Source organism: Shewanella sp. SM20 (assembly GCF_025654545.1).
Taxonomy (GTDB): Bacteria; Pseudomonadota; Gammaproteobacteria; order Enterobacterales; family Shewanellaceae; genus Shewanella; species Shewanella oncorhynchi.
In genome coordinates this window covers 18,616-32,747 of the sequence record NZ_JAKKRK010000051.1, presented here as the reverse complement: position 1 = coordinate 32,747, position 14,132 = coordinate 18,616, and the positions used below count along the sequence as shown (strand labels likewise).

Sequence of the window (14,132 nt, the reverse complement as noted above, 5' to 3'; positions counted from 1 at the left end):
TCCCTTGGCCCTGCTATCTGGTCCTTTATCTATTATGACAAACACTAAAATCAAAAAGCGTTTCGTAGCCGGTGCTAAGTGCCCAAAATGCAGCGCCAAAGACAGCATTTTACTCTACAAGGAAAACGGCATCGAAACTGTTGAATGCACAGAGTGTGATTACCGTGAACAGCAAACTGATGAAAAGGTGACAGAAAAAGCAACCGGCGCAATGATCGGCGTGTTTAAACCGGATTAGGTTGAAGATTTAATTCAATTGGGTTGCTTCGGCTGAGGACGCCTGTCCTATCTCTTATTTTTCCGTTTGTAGCTTTGCGAGTAAAAGGTGCGCAAATCATTAACCACTCGCAATTAGCTCAAGTTCATTGAAACGGTCTGAGTTAGATAATTGAAACGGTCTGAGTTAGATATTAGAAATGGTAGCCTAAGCATTGGGTACGTTTATGACCGCTGACCTTAAACATCACAACACTTTTACCATAAAGAATTTACTGCCGGTTTCAGGGTAGGCTTGTTGTATCCATTGTACGCGATAGCCGTGGCGCTCATAGAAGGGCTTAGCTTGGAAATCTAAGGTATCGAGTAGGGCAAATTGGCAGCCGCGCGCTTTTGCTTGGCTTTCTGCTTTTAATAGCAAGTGCGTGCCGATACTTTGGTGTCTTAAAGAATCATCGACCCACAGATAATCGATTAACAACCAATTGCCGAAGGTTTTACCGCTGATCCCTGCTAACAGTTTACCTTCGGAGTCCTGTAGTTTGAGTCCGAGATTTTTACGGCTAAGCCCCTGCCATTGAACTTGGTTGAACTCGACAATTTTTTGTTTTACAGCGTCGGTGAACTCGGTTGATTCATCGTTAATTAAGCTTAAATTCATCGTCACTTCTCGTTTGATTTTTTATGATGTTAGCTCTGAATATCTAGGCTGATAGGCATTGGTATGCCGTCAAGGATTAGGGTAAACTAGCGCCTTTGTCACTGGCCATAAGTATCGTAATGGAAACTTTTTACAGTCTATATCCTGCGGTTAAACATCTGCATTTTACCTTTATCGCGTTGAGCGTGTTACTGCTTACCGTTCGCTTTGTCCTGCATCTGCGCCAATCGGCTCTGATGGAGAAGAAGCTGCTCAAGATAGCGCCCCATGTTATCGACACTTTCCTGCTGCTGTCGGGCTTAACTTTGTGTTTTATGATCCAGCAATTTCCTTTTGTGGATCCTTGGATGACCGAAAAAATCGGTGCTGTAGTTGCTTACATTGTCCTAGGCGCCATTGCCATAAAAGCAAACAGAAACAAATTGTTCAAAGTGTTTGCTTACTTAGGCGCGATAGGTTGGTTGGTTTATGCTGCTAAATTGGCTCATTTTAAACAAGCGGTATTATTGGGTTAATGGGTAACTACACTCTGCAAGATGGCATTTCATTGCCCGAGTCGGCATTGGATGTAGGTGCGCACCTTGGATTTTCTAAACTTGAAGCCGCTAAATGGGCTTGGTTTGAAATGGCGGGAGCCGTATTAAGTCATTACTTGGTTGATCAACAACAGCGTTTTAATGCGCTGTTGCATTGGTTTTACGAGGATTTAGGTTTTTGTGTTCGTGAGAACTACTTCAGTACAGAGGCGGCAGATTTAGGTACTTGCTTAATTAGTCGCCAAGGTAATAGTACAACGCTGGCGACGGTATTGATGTTGCTGGCAAAGCAGTTAGATCTTGAACTCGAACCCATATTGCTACCTGGCAATACGGTGCTGCGTTGTAAGATTGGCGGTGAAGTGAGTTATTTGGATCCTTTAACGGGCAAGGAACTCACCCGTCACCAGTTGCACGTGTTAGTGCGCGGCGAGTTAGGTAATGCTGCTGAACTTAAGGCAAGTTACTTAAAGCCTGCAACGGTGAAAAAACTGCTGACGCGTATGCTGCATGAGCTTAAGGCGGGTTGCATAGTGTCGCATCAATTTGAGGCAGCGATGGAGTGTTGCAGCCTGCTGTTGCAATGGCATGTTGACGATGTGCATTTGAATCGTGAGCGGGCGTTTATTGCACAGCAGTTGGGTTGTATTAATGTGGCCGCCGCCGATCTGCAGCATTTTGTTGATAATAGTCCTCACGATCCCGTGATCGAGATAGTGAAGATGCAGCTCAAAGAATTAAACGAACACGCCGAGGTTTATCACTAAAGCAGAGCCTTTCGGGGCTCTTCTTATTTATTCAACTTTTATTAACGAATTCAATCCGCAAAAATAATAACACTGGGCAGATGGAAGTTTGACCCAGGGACTTAAAAGTTAAGTCTCTAATAAAAATAATAACTGTATCAATAGGGAGAAATTAGCATGACAAGCACGGCTTTAGTGACGAACGATGCCACGGCGTTAGGAATACTCGCGACAATTCTAGGTTTTGTATTTTATACCAGTAGCAGTAGTCATCCTTTTTGGCAGAAGTTTTATCGTTTTATTCCCGCCCTTTTATTGTGCTATTTCTTGCCATCGTTATTGAATACCTTTGGGGTAATCGATGGTAATACCTCACAACTGTATTTTGTGGCATCCCGTTATTTGCTGCCAGCTTGTTTAGTCTTATTGATTTTAAGCGTAGATTTAAAAGCTATTTTAAGTTTAGGGCCGAAAGCTTTGATCATGTTTTTAACCGGCACTGTCGGTATCGTTATCGGCGGCCCTATCGCCTTGTTGCTGGTGTCGGTTATTGAACCTTCTTTAATTGGGGTCGATGGCCCCGATGCGGTATGGCGTGGTATGACGACCTTAGCGGGGAGCTGGATTGGTGGGGGCGCAAACCAAGCTGCAATGAAAGAAATTTATGACGTGGGCGGTAATATTTTCTCTGTGATGGTGACAGTCGATGTGATAGTCGCCAATATTTGGATGGCAGTACTGCTGTTTCTGGCCTCAAAAGCGAAAGAGATCGATGCTAAAACCGGTGCGGATACTTCTGCTATTGAAGCGTTAAAAGATAAAGTTGAAAAGTATCACGCTGAAAATGCACGCATTCCTAATCTGCGCGATCTTATGCTGATTGTCGCTGTAGGCTTTGGTATCACAGGTATTGCTCATATCGCCGCTGATTTTCTGGGGCCATTTTTTGAAGTGAACTATCCTTGGACTGCAGATTACAGTTTAACCTCTAAATTTTTCTGGCTAGTGGTGATAGTCACAACGATTGGTTTGGCGATGTCATTCAGTCCAGTGCGTCATTTAGAGGCGGCGGGGGCATCAAAAGTGGCTTCAGCCTTCCTTTACATCTTAGTTGCGACCATTGGTCTACATATGGATGTGAGTAAGGTGCTCGATACGCCATTGTACTTTTTAATTGGTATTGTGTGGATGATAGTTCACGCAAGCTTTATGTTATTGGTGGCTAAGCTGATTAAAGCCCCGTTATTTTATATGGCCGTAGGCAGCCAAGCGAATGTGGGTGGCGCTGCGTCAGCCCCTGTAGTTGCGGCGGCATTTCACCCCGCTTTAGCACCCGTGGGCGTACTGTTAGCCGTATTAGGTTATGCGTTAGGAACCTATATGGCATGGATTTGTGGTCAAATTTTACAGTTAGTTGCGGTATAACCGCCTTAGCTCCTATTCACCGCTGGGAAAGGTTCCAGCATTTTAGAGAGAAGTTGCGATGAGTAATAAAATCATAAACCTAGGTTCAATCGAGATTGCCAACGATAAACCTTTCGTGTTGTTTGGTGGCATGAACGTGCTTGAGTCTCGCGATCTCGCTATGTCGATTGCTGAAACCTATGCCGAAGTGACTCAAAAGCTGGGGATCCCTTATATATTTAAGGCGTCTTTTGATAAGGCGAATCGTTCTTCGATTAACTCTTACCGCGGTCCAGGTATGGAGGAAGGCTTAAAGATTTTTGAAGAGATTAAAAAGACCTTTAATTTACCTTTGATCACCGACGTGCATGAAGTGCATCAGTGTGCGCCAGTGGCAGAAGTAGTTGATATTATTCAGTTACCTGCATTTCTAGCACGCCAGACTGATTTAGTTGTCGCGATGGCAAAAACTGGCGCTATCATCAATGTGAAAAAGCCACAGTTTTTAGCACCACATGAAATGCGCCATATCATCACTAAGTTTAACGAAGCGGGTAATGACGAGATCATCCTGTGTGAACGTGGTTCAAGCTTTGGATATAACAACTTAGTCGTTGATATGTTGGGTATGGACGAGATGAAGCAATCTGGCTATCCGGTGATTTTCGATGCGACCCATGCGCTGCAACGCCCTGGTGGTCGTGCAGATTCAGCGGGTGGACGTCGCGCACAGGCGACCGAGTTAGCGCGCAGTGGTATGGCGCTGGGTTTAGCGGGTCTATTCATTGAGGCGCACCCTGATCCTGATAACGCTAAGTGTGATGGCCCATGTGCGCTGCCTTTGCATCAGTTAGAAAATTATCTGAAGCAAATGAAAGCGATCGACGATTTGGTTAAATCCTTCGAGCCAATCGATACCAGTAAGTAATCGCAAGCTAAGACTTAATGAATTAGTGACTTAATCCTAAAGCCTCGACTCGTTCGGGGCTTTTGTTTTTCAGTCGAGGAATGTGATTGGTATAGCCCCGTAGCTATCTGAAACATTAATGTTTTATGATGGGCTTTGCCTAACAATCTTGTTTTTATAGCCGACCAGATTCTTTACGGAATACCTTTATGTGGATCTTACTCACTTTGCTGGCGGCATTTATGCAGGCTTGGCGTAATGCGTTTCAAAGCCAGCTGAGTGAAGAAGTGAGTGTTGCGGGCGTGACCTTAGCGCGTTTTATTTGGGCTGGGCCGATTGCCGCCGTGTATTTGGCGAGCTTATATCTTTGGCAGGATGTCGGAATCCCCGATTTTAGCGACCGTTTTATCGGTTTTATTCTCGGAGCATCGGCGATGCAAATTCTCGCGACGGGCTTGATGGTGAAATTGTTCAAGCAACAGAACTTTGCCGTTGGTGCTGGGCTAGCCAAGAGTGAAGCTGTGGTCGCGGCGATCTTAGGCACAGTGTTTTTTGGGACGCATTTATCCCTTTTAGGTTGGTCGGGAGTGTTGTTGGGTGGTGTGGCAATTTTTCTCATGAGTGCCAAACAAGGCCTGCGAAGTCTGTCGCTCAATACGGTATTGATTGGTTTAGCCTGTGGTACTTCGTTTGCGCTGACATCGCTTTGGGTACGAGAAGCGAGTTTATGTTTGAATATTGGTTTCCCCCATAGCGCAGCTTGGGTGTTGCTATTTGTGATAGGCCTACAAACTTTGCTGTTAGTCAGTTATTTGTTGCTTAAGGATAAATTTACGCTGATAGCATTATGGCAACGACCTAAGTTGACTTTACTGACAAGCATCGCCAGTTGTTTAGGTTCTATCGGTTGGTTTAGTGCTATGTCGTTGCAGGCTGTGCCCTATGTTAAAACCTTAGGTCAAGTTGAAGTTTTCTTTATGATCTTGATTGCCACCTTTTGGCTGAAGGAAAAAGTAAAGATAAAAGATATGCTAGGGTTAGTCTTGATCGCTATTGCCGCCATTTTGGTGATGTGGGAATAGACTAAATTAATAGAAGGTATGCTGGTTTTTTAGACTAAAATAGAACTCGATTCAGTGTGTTTATATCAAGCAAACATTCGCTGAGATACAAATATACACACGTCTTACTCCATCGATTTTGATACTATTTTTAACCGAGCGCTGTGTGAGTTAAGGATATATGCGAAAAAAGTTAGCAAAATTAAATCTGCCATTATGGCAATGGCTGGCAGTCATATTGTTTCCAATTGGAATTGCTGCTGTTGCAAGTTATCTCTCTGCACAGTATTTTGTTGAAGATAAAGTCAAAGGTGTGGGGGCTATTTATGTAGATCACGTAGATACTTTGATCTCTCATGCCGATGAAATCAGCCATTATGCATTGGCATTGAAGGATTCTGAGTGTCAAGAGTTATACAACTATATGTTGTTCCAACCTTACTTTCGTTCGGCTTTAATATTTGACTCACAACGCGTTTATTGCTCATCTAAAACCGGTGATATTGATATTCCCCTGAGCATTGTTAGTGTTACCGAAAATCTTGAAATATCTAATCAGTTTATTATTGCGGGCACGCCTTTTATGCCTGAGGTGCCCGCGATAGTGTCATCTAAATGGGACCCTAAATCTAAACACGGCGCCGCTGTGATTATTGAAGGGAAATATTTAGTAGATTCCTTTGTACAGCCCGATGTGTTTCCCAGCGCAGTTATCAATGTCGCTTTATCCATCAATGGAAAAACGATTCCTGAATCACTCGGATTTATCAAAAATGAGGTAATGACTTTAGATTCTGATGAGCATCGTTTTTCGGTGTTACTAGAAATGTCACCTGCTTTTTTTAGGCATTTTTTTTGGATATTTTTTGCCATCTCACTACCCTTTAGCATTATTTTGATTACGGGTTCTATCTTGTTTGTGCTCTATTCACGGTTATCTCGTCACTCCCTTGCTGATGATATTCGTAGCGGGATAGAGAACGAAGAGTTCTTTTTGGTTTATCAACCTGTGATCTGTGCTGAGGACGGCAAGGCCAAAGGAGTCGAGGCATTAGTGCGTTGGCAGCACCCACAAATGGGCTTAGTACGGCCTGATTTGTTTATTCCTATCGCCGAAGAGAGCAAGCTGATTGTTCCATTGACCAATTATATCTTCGAAAAGGCATTAAAAGATTTTGCTAATATGAAGGTTGAATTGGGCTTTAGAGTCGCGTTCAACGTGGCGCCAGAGCATTTCACCCAAGATGATATCGAGTCGAAATTTATTCATCTGCGGGATTCTTTGGATCGTATTGGCGTTAAGCCTTTAATCGAAATCACCGAACGGCAATTATTAACGCCGGATATTTGCCAGCGCATTGAAAGCTTACGCCAGTTGGGGATTTTAGTGGCTATCGATGACTTTGGTACTGGGCAAACAACCTTATCTTTGTTACAAACCATGCCATTGGATTACTTGAAAATCGATAAATGCTTCATCGATACCATAGGGCAGGACTCCGTGACTTCCCACGTGCTCGATACCATTATTGAGCTCTCCCATAAGATGAATTATGTGGTGGTGGCTGAAGGGGTTGAAACGCAGGAGCAGGCAGATTATTTGACCAGTCGCCAAGTCCATTTTTTACAAGGTTATCTCTTTGCTAAGCCGATGAAGCTGGCGGATTTAAAGTTATGGTTAGTCGAACATTTCAAAAAGTAGCATCATGATGTAAGTCTGCCATAAGGGCGTCTTGGTGCCCTTATGGCTATTCAACTGTCTTAACTAAAGGTTCTGGCTCGAGGTTCTGATTAAAGGCTATAACCCGTTTCTTCGTGTTCCGATAAATCTAAGCCGTTAACTTCTTGTTCTGTGCTGACGCGAAGGCCGCCAAGTAGCTTACGGATGATCACAAACAGCAACCAAGTGACCACCGCAGTATAAGTAAATGTCGCCGCAACCCCGATAATCTGTACCCCAAGTTGGTCTATCATAGTGTTGTTCATAGTCGCAAAACCGTAGCCGCTAAATATGCCTAATTGGGTCGAGCTAAAGACTCCTGCCAAAAGGGTACCAAGAATACCGCCGACACCGTGCACGGGGAAAACGTCTAAGGAGTCATCGATTTTAAGTTTCTGTTTGATATAAACCGTTGAGTAAAAACACACGATTCCACCGAGTAAACCTATAACTAAGGCGCCTGCTGGGCCAACATAACCTGAGGCGGGAGTGATAGTGCCTAAGCCCGCTACCATGCCTGTGACTATGCCAAGGGCGCTGGGTTTACCAAACTTAATCCACTCAATTGCCGCCCATGTCATCGCGCCCATAGAAGCGGCGAGATGAGTAGCTAGAATCGCCATGGCTGCGGTGCCGTTAGCGCCTAGCGCACTGCCGCCGTTAAAACCGAACCAACCCACCCACAGCATGCCCGCACCTGTGACTGTCATCGTCAGGTTGTGCGGCATAATCGCCGAGTTTAAAAATCCTTTGCGTGGACCTAGCACTTTAGCGGCCACGAGCGCAGCAACCCCTGCGGTGATATGCACCACGGTTCCGCCCGCGAAATCATACAGTCCTAGCTGTGCTAACCAGCCACCGCCCCAAACCCAGTGGGTGATCGGCGCATAAACCAGTAATAACCAAGCACCTGAAAAGATAAGCACAGCTGAAAACTTCATTCGCTCGGCAAAACCACCGATGATTAAAGCTGGCGTTATGATGGCAAAGGTCATTTGAAATAGAATAAACAGCGGCTCGGGAATATCCCCGCTAAGACTATCGCGACCAATACCTGACAGTAGTGCTTTGTCTAAGCCACCGATGAAACTGTTACCTGTGTCGAATGCGAGTGAATAACCTAGCCCGAACCATAAAACTGACACTAGGGCGGCAATAGAGAAGCATTGCATCAATATTGAAAGCACGTTTTTACTGCGAACTAAACCGCCGTAAAATAAGGCTAATCCTGGCAGGGTCATCAACAACACTAATGCGGATGAGCTTAAGATCCACGCTGTATTTGCAGCACTAAATTGACCATCATCGGCGACGGCATTCGTCGCCAATACACTGAATAATATCAATAGGTATTTAATACTGAGTCTGAAGCTCACTAGCATCATAGGGCATCAACTCCTTCTTCCGAAGTGCGAATGCGCACCACTTGTTCTAACGAAGTCACAAAGATTTTGCCATCACCCACTTTGCCCGTATGGGCTGCAGCAATAATGGCATCAATAACGGCATCTTCTTGATCGGAATGAATGGCAACTTCGAGTTTAATCTTAGGTAAAAAGTCCACTGCATATTCAGCACCACGATACAATTCCGTATGGCCCTTTTGGCGGCCAAAACCGCGTACTTCAGTGACTGTCATGCCATGGACGCTGAGCTGAGTTAAGGCTTCACGTACATCGTCTAATTTGAACGGTTTAATGATTGCGGTGACCAGTTTCAATTTTCTCTCCAACAAGCTGCGGACTCAATTTATTGGAATAAAGCAGGAATTAGGCCATATAGACAAAGCATTTATTATCATTGCGTTAACATTAAAATGCACCGAAATAGTTTAAAATTTTGATGCAAAACGGTGCAATGCAAAGTTAATCTGCCCTGATTTGGTGCGTATTTTGGTGCAAGGTAAATTTGCTTGACTAGCATGAGTGCAGCAAAAGTCGAGTGAGTATGGCGCTAGGGTAATTCGCGTTTTAATGCGGTAAATAAAAAGTGGGGATTTAGCAAAAAATTAAAAATTATATCAATTAAACATAATGTTATATTAGTTTTGTTATGTGAGTTTTCTTGCTTAAGCTTCTAGCTGTTTGACGCGCGCCCAGAGGTCAGCATTAACTGGTGCACTTAAACCGTGCGCTTGTGCACGCTCACAGATATAACCATTAATTTGGTCTATTTCAGTTCGTCTTTGGTGTGCAATATCTTGGTGCATCGATGAGAAATTCCCCGCAGTGAGGCGGATCACCTGATAGACCCTGTCGTGTAACAATTGTTTATCGAGATGCACGCCCTCGAGTGTGGCAACCGTGACTAACTCGTCGAGAATGCCTTTAATCATGTCACTAAAATCTGGCTCGGCGAGTGTGCCATTAGGACATTGATATAGTGCTGTAAGCGGATTAATCGCTGCATTAACGGCGAGTTTCTGCCATAGACAAGGCACAATGGCATCCACCCATTCACTGTTGGGGATAGCCGTCAGTAAAGCATTGCGATAATGCTCAGTGAGCTCTGTACCTGCAAAATGCCCAAATTGAGTTAGCCCTTGTCCCGTTTGCCTAATTTGCCAACTGGCTTGACGTAACACCCCTTGGGAAGTTGTCCCTAGGCTTAGCCCTCTGCCATCAGCTTGCGCATCAATTAGCGGCGCTAGGGCTAAATGAGGTCCCATGCCATTGTGTAATAACAAAATATGGCATTGTCTGGGCAGTTGGTTAAGTAAGGGTAAAAGTGCATCGAGCACTTGATAGGCTTTGACGCAGACAATCACGAGGCGGATATTATCGAGCGCATTGGCCGTCAAGATAGGCACAGAATACTGGAGTGCGTGTGTTTTCTGTTGATTATCATTGGCCAGCGCTAATGGAGTGACGCTAAGTGTCTGCTGTATAGATGCAATTGAATCGCGGCCGATAAGACCAACACTCATGCCCGCTGTAGTCAGTTGGTGGCAAATAAGCTGCCCAACGGCACCAGCACCTAAAATCGCAATATCCACCACGCGATTTATGTTCACAGCATGAGTCATATGTGTAGCCTTAAGGTATCGGTCATCAGTACCAGCTTGAAGCGCCTGAGTTAATCTTCTCGCAATTGCGCTGCGCGGAAGTATTTGCCATAGGCCCAATTGCAAAAGTAAAACAGTGCAATACCCGAAAAGTCGGCAATAACATCACCCACAGAAGCGCTACGGTAGGGCAAACGTGATTGCACTAACTCAATTAAAATGGCGTAGCTTGCCAGTGTGAGAGATAACCAATACCACTTAGGTTTGAAAGCAAGATAGGTGAGATAGGAGAGGCAAAAAAAGCTCCCAAGATGGCCTACCTTGTCGATATTCGGAATACTTTGCGAATAGGTTGGTCTGGAAAATACCAGATAACTGATCACGACAAAGGCTACGGCTAAAGCCAGCTTAAATAGGGTATTTTTAGTTATCACAAATATGTTTGTATTAGCTTAGAGTGGGGCAATGATAGGAAAATGTGTGGCTAAAGTCACCCATGATTACGCTTTTATTCTAGGCTTTACCTTCAACTTAGGCCTGTGTGTGGGTAAACTAGCTGCATATTAATTTGATATGGGACATAAAAACTATGCCTTCAATGGATATTGTGTCAGAAGTGAATGAAGTTGAACTGCGTAATGCGGTTGATAATACTAAGCGTGAGCTGGCGACACGTTTCGATTTTCGCGGTAAAACGGCTGACGTGGAATATAAGGACCATGTGGTCACGTTAACCGCTGAAGATGACTTCCAATGCCAACAATTAGTGGACATTTTACGTATGCAACTGAGCAAACGTAATGTGGATCCGTCTTCGATGGAAGTCGATGAGAAAGCTATCCACAGCGGTAAAACCTTCTCCCTAAAAGTGAAGTTTAAAGAAGGTATAGAAACCTTAATTGCTAAAAAACTGGTCAAGCTAATTAAAGACAGCAAACTTAAAGTGCAAGCGTCTATTCAGGGCGAGAAAGTACGAGTTACAGGTAAAAAACGTGACGATTTACAAGCTGTCATGGCGTTGGCACGTGAGTCTGAGTTAGGCCAGCCTTTCCAATTTGATAACTTTAAAGATTAATCGAGCAGAATTGGTTTAACGTGATGCAGTATCGCGTTTGCCATTTCGTCTTTAAATGTAAAAGCCCTCACACTAAGGTGTGAGGGCTTTTTTATATTGATGACATAAGTGCTATGAGACCTTAATCCGATTTTGCTGGTGCACTTTTTGACGAATCATCCATTAGTGATGTTCTGGGGTGCGGCGCATACTTGTTGACTAAGATAACCAAAAACAACACAGGAAAACCAATCACACTGGCGGCGACAAAGAAGTTCACATAGCCAAATGCGTCGACATAAGCCCCCGAGAAGCCCGCGATAAATTTAGGGAAAAGCAACATAATCGAAGACAGTAAGGCATATTGCGTTGCACTGTAGCCGTTGCTGGTGAGACTCGATAGATAGGCAATAAATGCCGCCGTGGCTATCCCAGCGCTGAAGTTATCCACGGAAATAGCAAAGGTTAAAAAGGGCACGTTGTAGCCAATCACTGCCTGCCACGCAAATAGCAGATTGGTTACGGCAACCAGTAAGGCACCGAGGAAAAGGATTTTCATAGTTCCGAAGCGGGCTAACAAAACACCGCCGAAGGCTGCGCCGACTAAGGTCATGATCAGGCCATAGATTTTACTCAAATAGGCAATTTCTTCCTTAGTGAATCCCATGTCCACATAAAAGACGTTCGCCATAATCCCCATCACAATATCCGAGATCCGGTAGCAAGAAATCAGTAATAAGATGAGGATAGCGCTGCGGCCATAGCGTTTGAAAAAGTCGATAAAGGGTAAAATACTGGCCGTATATACCCAAGATATGCCCGCTGCGATAATTCTTGGATAACGGGCACTTAAGCGTTGTTTTAGCGCTAATTCAGTGGCATCGGCGGCGCGGGTATCGACTTCGGGTTCGCGGCTAAAAAGTGTGGTCAGAATCCCAACAGACATCAATCCTGCCATAATCAGGTAAGAAGTTTGCCATGCCACTAAGTTGTATGCCGTGTTACCGGGTTCAACCCAAGCCGCTATCGTGAGAGCACCTGCGGTGGCGATAATCATGGCGCTGCGATAACCCACTTGATAGGCCGCTGCTAGTGCGGCTTGCATCTTTTCTGGGGCTGATTCAATCCGAAAGGCATCAATAACAATATCTTGAGTGGCTGAGGCAAAGGCGACCATTAATGCGAACAGTGCCAAGCGCTCGAGATCTTTGAGAGGGTCACTAAAAGACATGCCTAAGATGGCACCAACCAATAACAACTGAGCGAACAGCATCCAGCTACGGCGGCGGCCTAGAAATCGAGTTAGCAGTGGCAGTGAAAGTCGATCGACTAAGGGTGACCAAGCCCATTTAAACGCATAGGCTAAGGCTATCCAGCTGAAATAACCGATTGAAGTGCGATCAACACCAGCTTCACGCAACCAAAAGGATAACGTTGAAAATACCAGCATTAATGGTAGACCAGCAGAAAAACCCAGTAATAACAGGATCAAAACCCGCTTGTGATAATAGACACTGAGGGCATCGAGTGTACGTTGAATAAAACCTTTTGCGGACATAGGCATGAGTCTAAGTGTTTAATCCGCTTAGCTTACGGGTAAGGTGCCATAGGGTTCAAGGGCTAATGGTATTCCTTTTACTTTGGAGTCCCGTTTAGCACTATAAGATGGTTGAATATGGCTCGAGAGTTAACTGCTTGTAGCTAAAAGTTTACCGCTTATCTTTATCGCTAGCATAGATCTTGATAGTAAGGAGAGCGTAATAATGTACACACGAGGAATTGGTTTACGAAATAAAAAAGGCCCTATTACAGGGCCATTTTTTATCGATAGGAATGCTGAACTTAAGGTCTTATCCCGATGCATCCCTGCGGCACTCGGCCGCCTAAACTCAGGTAGTCACAGCAATCATTTATTTGCTTACGCAGATATTGATTACCGCGGATCACACAGTCAGGCCACCTGTTAAAGCTGTGGAGCAAGTGCCAAAACACTTTTTCAGTTTCCGTTTGCGCTTCGCCAGTCGAATTCAGTTGCTGCCATTCTTCTAACGTGTCCCATAAGTAAAGTTGCACTTCATGGAAGTCGAGTTCTTCACTCAAAAACGCTTTTCCATAGAAGGCGAGTTGGGGCGCTTTATTATCGATGAACTCAGTTGCCGTCATCGTTTGCCTCCTTTCTGTTTACTATCACAGTATAGATGCAAAATTAGCGCTTTTGCTCGAAATTATATTTTGATTACTGTTTTGGTAATAATTTGGCTTTTTTCAATATGATAGGGGTAACAGGAACATCGGGCCAATTGAGCTTAGTGTTAGTTCCTGTCTCAACGACAGCCATAGCTTCGAGGACAGTTTTACCTTCAATCACTTCACCAAATACGGCATAACCCCAACGACGTTTAGAGGGATCGAGCTTAGTGTTGTCGGCTACGTTAAAGTAGAACTGACGAGTGGCTGAGTGCGGCTCGTTTTCACGTGCCATGGCGATCGTGCCCATGCTATTTGTTAGGCCATTTCCTGATTCGTTGACTATCGGCTTACCCTCGGGGAGCTCTTCATACTTGGGGGTGAGTCCGCCGCCTTGCACCACAAAGTCACTGATCACGCGGTGAAATATTGTGTTGTCGTATTCGCCTTTAACGACATGAGTTAAAAAGTTATCGACAGTGATTGGTGCACGAGTTCTATCTAGCTCGACCACGATTTTGCCTAAGCTAGTATCAAATTCGACTCTGGGATACAAGGTATCGGCCTGAATGTCGAGTGCGAGGCTATGATGACTCATAAAGATGAGTAAGAGGGCTGATATCCAACGGAGCATAT

Annotated in this window: 16 protein-coding genes; 8 read left to right on the top strand and 8 right to left on the bottom strand. The window is 44.6% G+C overall.

Annotated elements, in window-relative coordinates; all coding sequences use genetic code 11:
- Positions 1-34: 34 nt before the first annotated feature.
- A complete protein-coding gene (locus tag L5M18_RS18335) occupies positions 35-238 on the top strand; it encodes a YheV family putative zinc ribbon protein (protein ID WP_263198110.1) in 204 nt (67 codons plus the stop codon).
- 225 nt (positions 239-463) lie between these two features.
- On the opposite strand, the gene L5M18_RS18330 is transcribed toward L5M18_RS18335, so the two are convergent.
- Positions 464-877 (bottom strand): GNAT family N-acetyltransferase, encoded by a 414-nt coding sequence (locus tag L5M18_RS18330; protein ID WP_263198109.1) that lies wholly within the window; start codon positions 875-877, stop codon positions 464-466.
- A gap of 119 nt (positions 878-996) precedes the next feature.
- Here L5M18_RS18330 and L5M18_RS18325 point away from each other — a divergent pair, with 119 nt between their 5' ends.
- The 6 genes from L5M18_RS18325 (at position 997) to L5M18_RS18300 (ending at position 7,233) form a co-directional block, all read left to right on the top strand.
- Positions 997-1,392 carry a SirB2 family protein gene (locus L5M18_RS18325; RefSeq protein WP_006080263.1) on the top strand — a complete coding sequence of 132 codons (396 nt, stop codon included), beginning with the start codon at positions 997-999 and terminating at the stop codon, positions 1,390-1,392.
- A complete protein-coding gene (locus L5M18_RS18320) occupies positions 1,392-2,180 on the top strand; it encodes a SirB1 family protein (RefSeq protein WP_105250146.1) in 789 nt (262 codons plus the stop codon). Before L5M18_RS18325 ends, L5M18_RS18320 begins: the two co-directional genes overlap by 1 nt.
- A 156-nt stretch (positions 2,181-2,336) precedes the next feature.
- The gene (locus L5M18_RS18315; protein ID WP_105250145.1) at positions 2,337-3,584 is read left to right on the top strand and encodes a DUF819 domain-containing protein; all 1,248 of its coding nucleotides are present in this window, start codon (positions 2,337-2,339) and stop codon (positions 3,582-3,584) included.
- A gap of 58 nt (positions 3,585-3,642) precedes the next feature.
- Entirely contained in the window at positions 3,643-4,491 is an 849-nt protein-coding gene (gene kdsA, locus L5M18_RS18310) for a 3-deoxy-8-phosphooctulonate synthase (protein WP_105250144.1), read from the top strand.
- 188 nt (positions 4,492-4,679) lie between these two features.
- The gene (locus tag L5M18_RS18305) at positions 4,680-5,552 is read left to right on the top strand and encodes a DMT family transporter (protein ID WP_263198107.1); all 873 of its coding nucleotides are present in this window, start codon (positions 4,680-4,682) and stop codon (positions 5,550-5,552) included.
- 160 nt (positions 5,553-5,712) lie between these two features.
- Positions 5,713-7,233 carry an EAL domain-containing protein gene (locus tag L5M18_RS18300; protein ID WP_263198105.1) on the top strand — a complete coding sequence of 507 codons (1,521 nt, stop codon included), beginning with the start codon at positions 5,713-5,715 and terminating at the stop codon, positions 7,231-7,233.
- Positions 7,234-7,322: 89 nt separating this feature from the next.
- Here the strand turns inward: L5M18_RS18300 and L5M18_RS18295 are convergent, their stop codons facing one another.
- The 4 genes from L5M18_RS18295 to L5M18_RS18280 all read right to left on the bottom strand — a co-directional run bounded on the left by L5M18_RS18295 (position 7,323) and on the right by L5M18_RS18280 (position 10,689).
- Positions 7,323-8,636, bottom strand: coding sequence for an ammonium transporter (locus L5M18_RS18295; RefSeq protein WP_263198104.1), 1,314 nt, complete (start codon positions 8,634-8,636; stop codon positions 7,323-7,325).
- Positions 8,633-8,971: a P-II family nitrogen regulator gene (locus L5M18_RS18290; RefSeq protein ID WP_105250140.1), complete on the bottom strand. Its 339-nt coding sequence runs from the start codon at positions 8,969-8,971 to the stop codon at positions 8,633-8,635. Before L5M18_RS18290 ends, L5M18_RS18295 begins: the two co-directional genes overlap by 4 nt.
- 348 nt (positions 8,972-9,319) lie before the next feature.
- The gene (locus L5M18_RS18285) at positions 9,320-10,276 is read right to left on the bottom strand and encodes a ketopantoate reductase family protein (protein ID WP_263198102.1); all 957 of its coding nucleotides are present in this window, start codon (positions 10,274-10,276) and stop codon (positions 9,320-9,322) included.
- Between the two features lie 50 nt (positions 10,277-10,326).
- Positions 10,327-10,689, bottom strand: coding sequence for a VanZ family protein (locus L5M18_RS18280; protein WP_105250138.1), 363 nt, complete (start codon positions 10,687-10,689; stop codon positions 10,327-10,329).
- Between the two features lie 155 nt (positions 10,690-10,844).
- Here L5M18_RS18280 and L5M18_RS18275 point away from each other — a divergent pair, with 155 nt between their 5' ends.
- A complete protein-coding gene (locus L5M18_RS18275) occupies positions 10,845-11,330 on the top strand; it encodes a YajQ family cyclic di-GMP-binding protein (RefSeq protein ID WP_006080274.1) in 486 nt (161 codons plus the stop codon).
- 121 nt (positions 11,331-11,451) lie between these two features.
- On the opposite strand, the gene L5M18_RS18270 is transcribed toward L5M18_RS18275, so the two are convergent.
- The 3 genes from L5M18_RS18270 to L5M18_RS18260 all read right to left on the bottom strand — a co-directional run bounded on the left by L5M18_RS18270 (position 11,452) and on the right by L5M18_RS18260 (position 14,130).
- The gene (locus tag L5M18_RS18270; RefSeq protein ID WP_263198100.1) at positions 11,452-12,867 is read right to left on the bottom strand and encodes an AmpG family muropeptide MFS transporter; all 1,416 of its coding nucleotides are present in this window, start codon (positions 12,865-12,867) and stop codon (positions 11,452-11,454) included.
- Positions 12,868-13,151: 284 nt separating this feature from the next.
- Positions 13,152-13,472, bottom strand: a complete 321-nt coding sequence (locus tag L5M18_RS18265) for a hypothetical protein (protein ID WP_263198099.1) — start codon at positions 13,470-13,472, stop codon at positions 13,152-13,154.
- Between the two features lie 73 nt (positions 13,473-13,545).
- Complete coding sequence (locus L5M18_RS18260; RefSeq protein ID WP_028761870.1) at positions 13,546-14,130, bottom strand: peptidylprolyl isomerase; 585 nt, start codon at positions 14,128-14,130, stop codon at positions 13,546-13,548.
- Positions 14,131-14,132 lie beyond the last annotated feature (2 nt).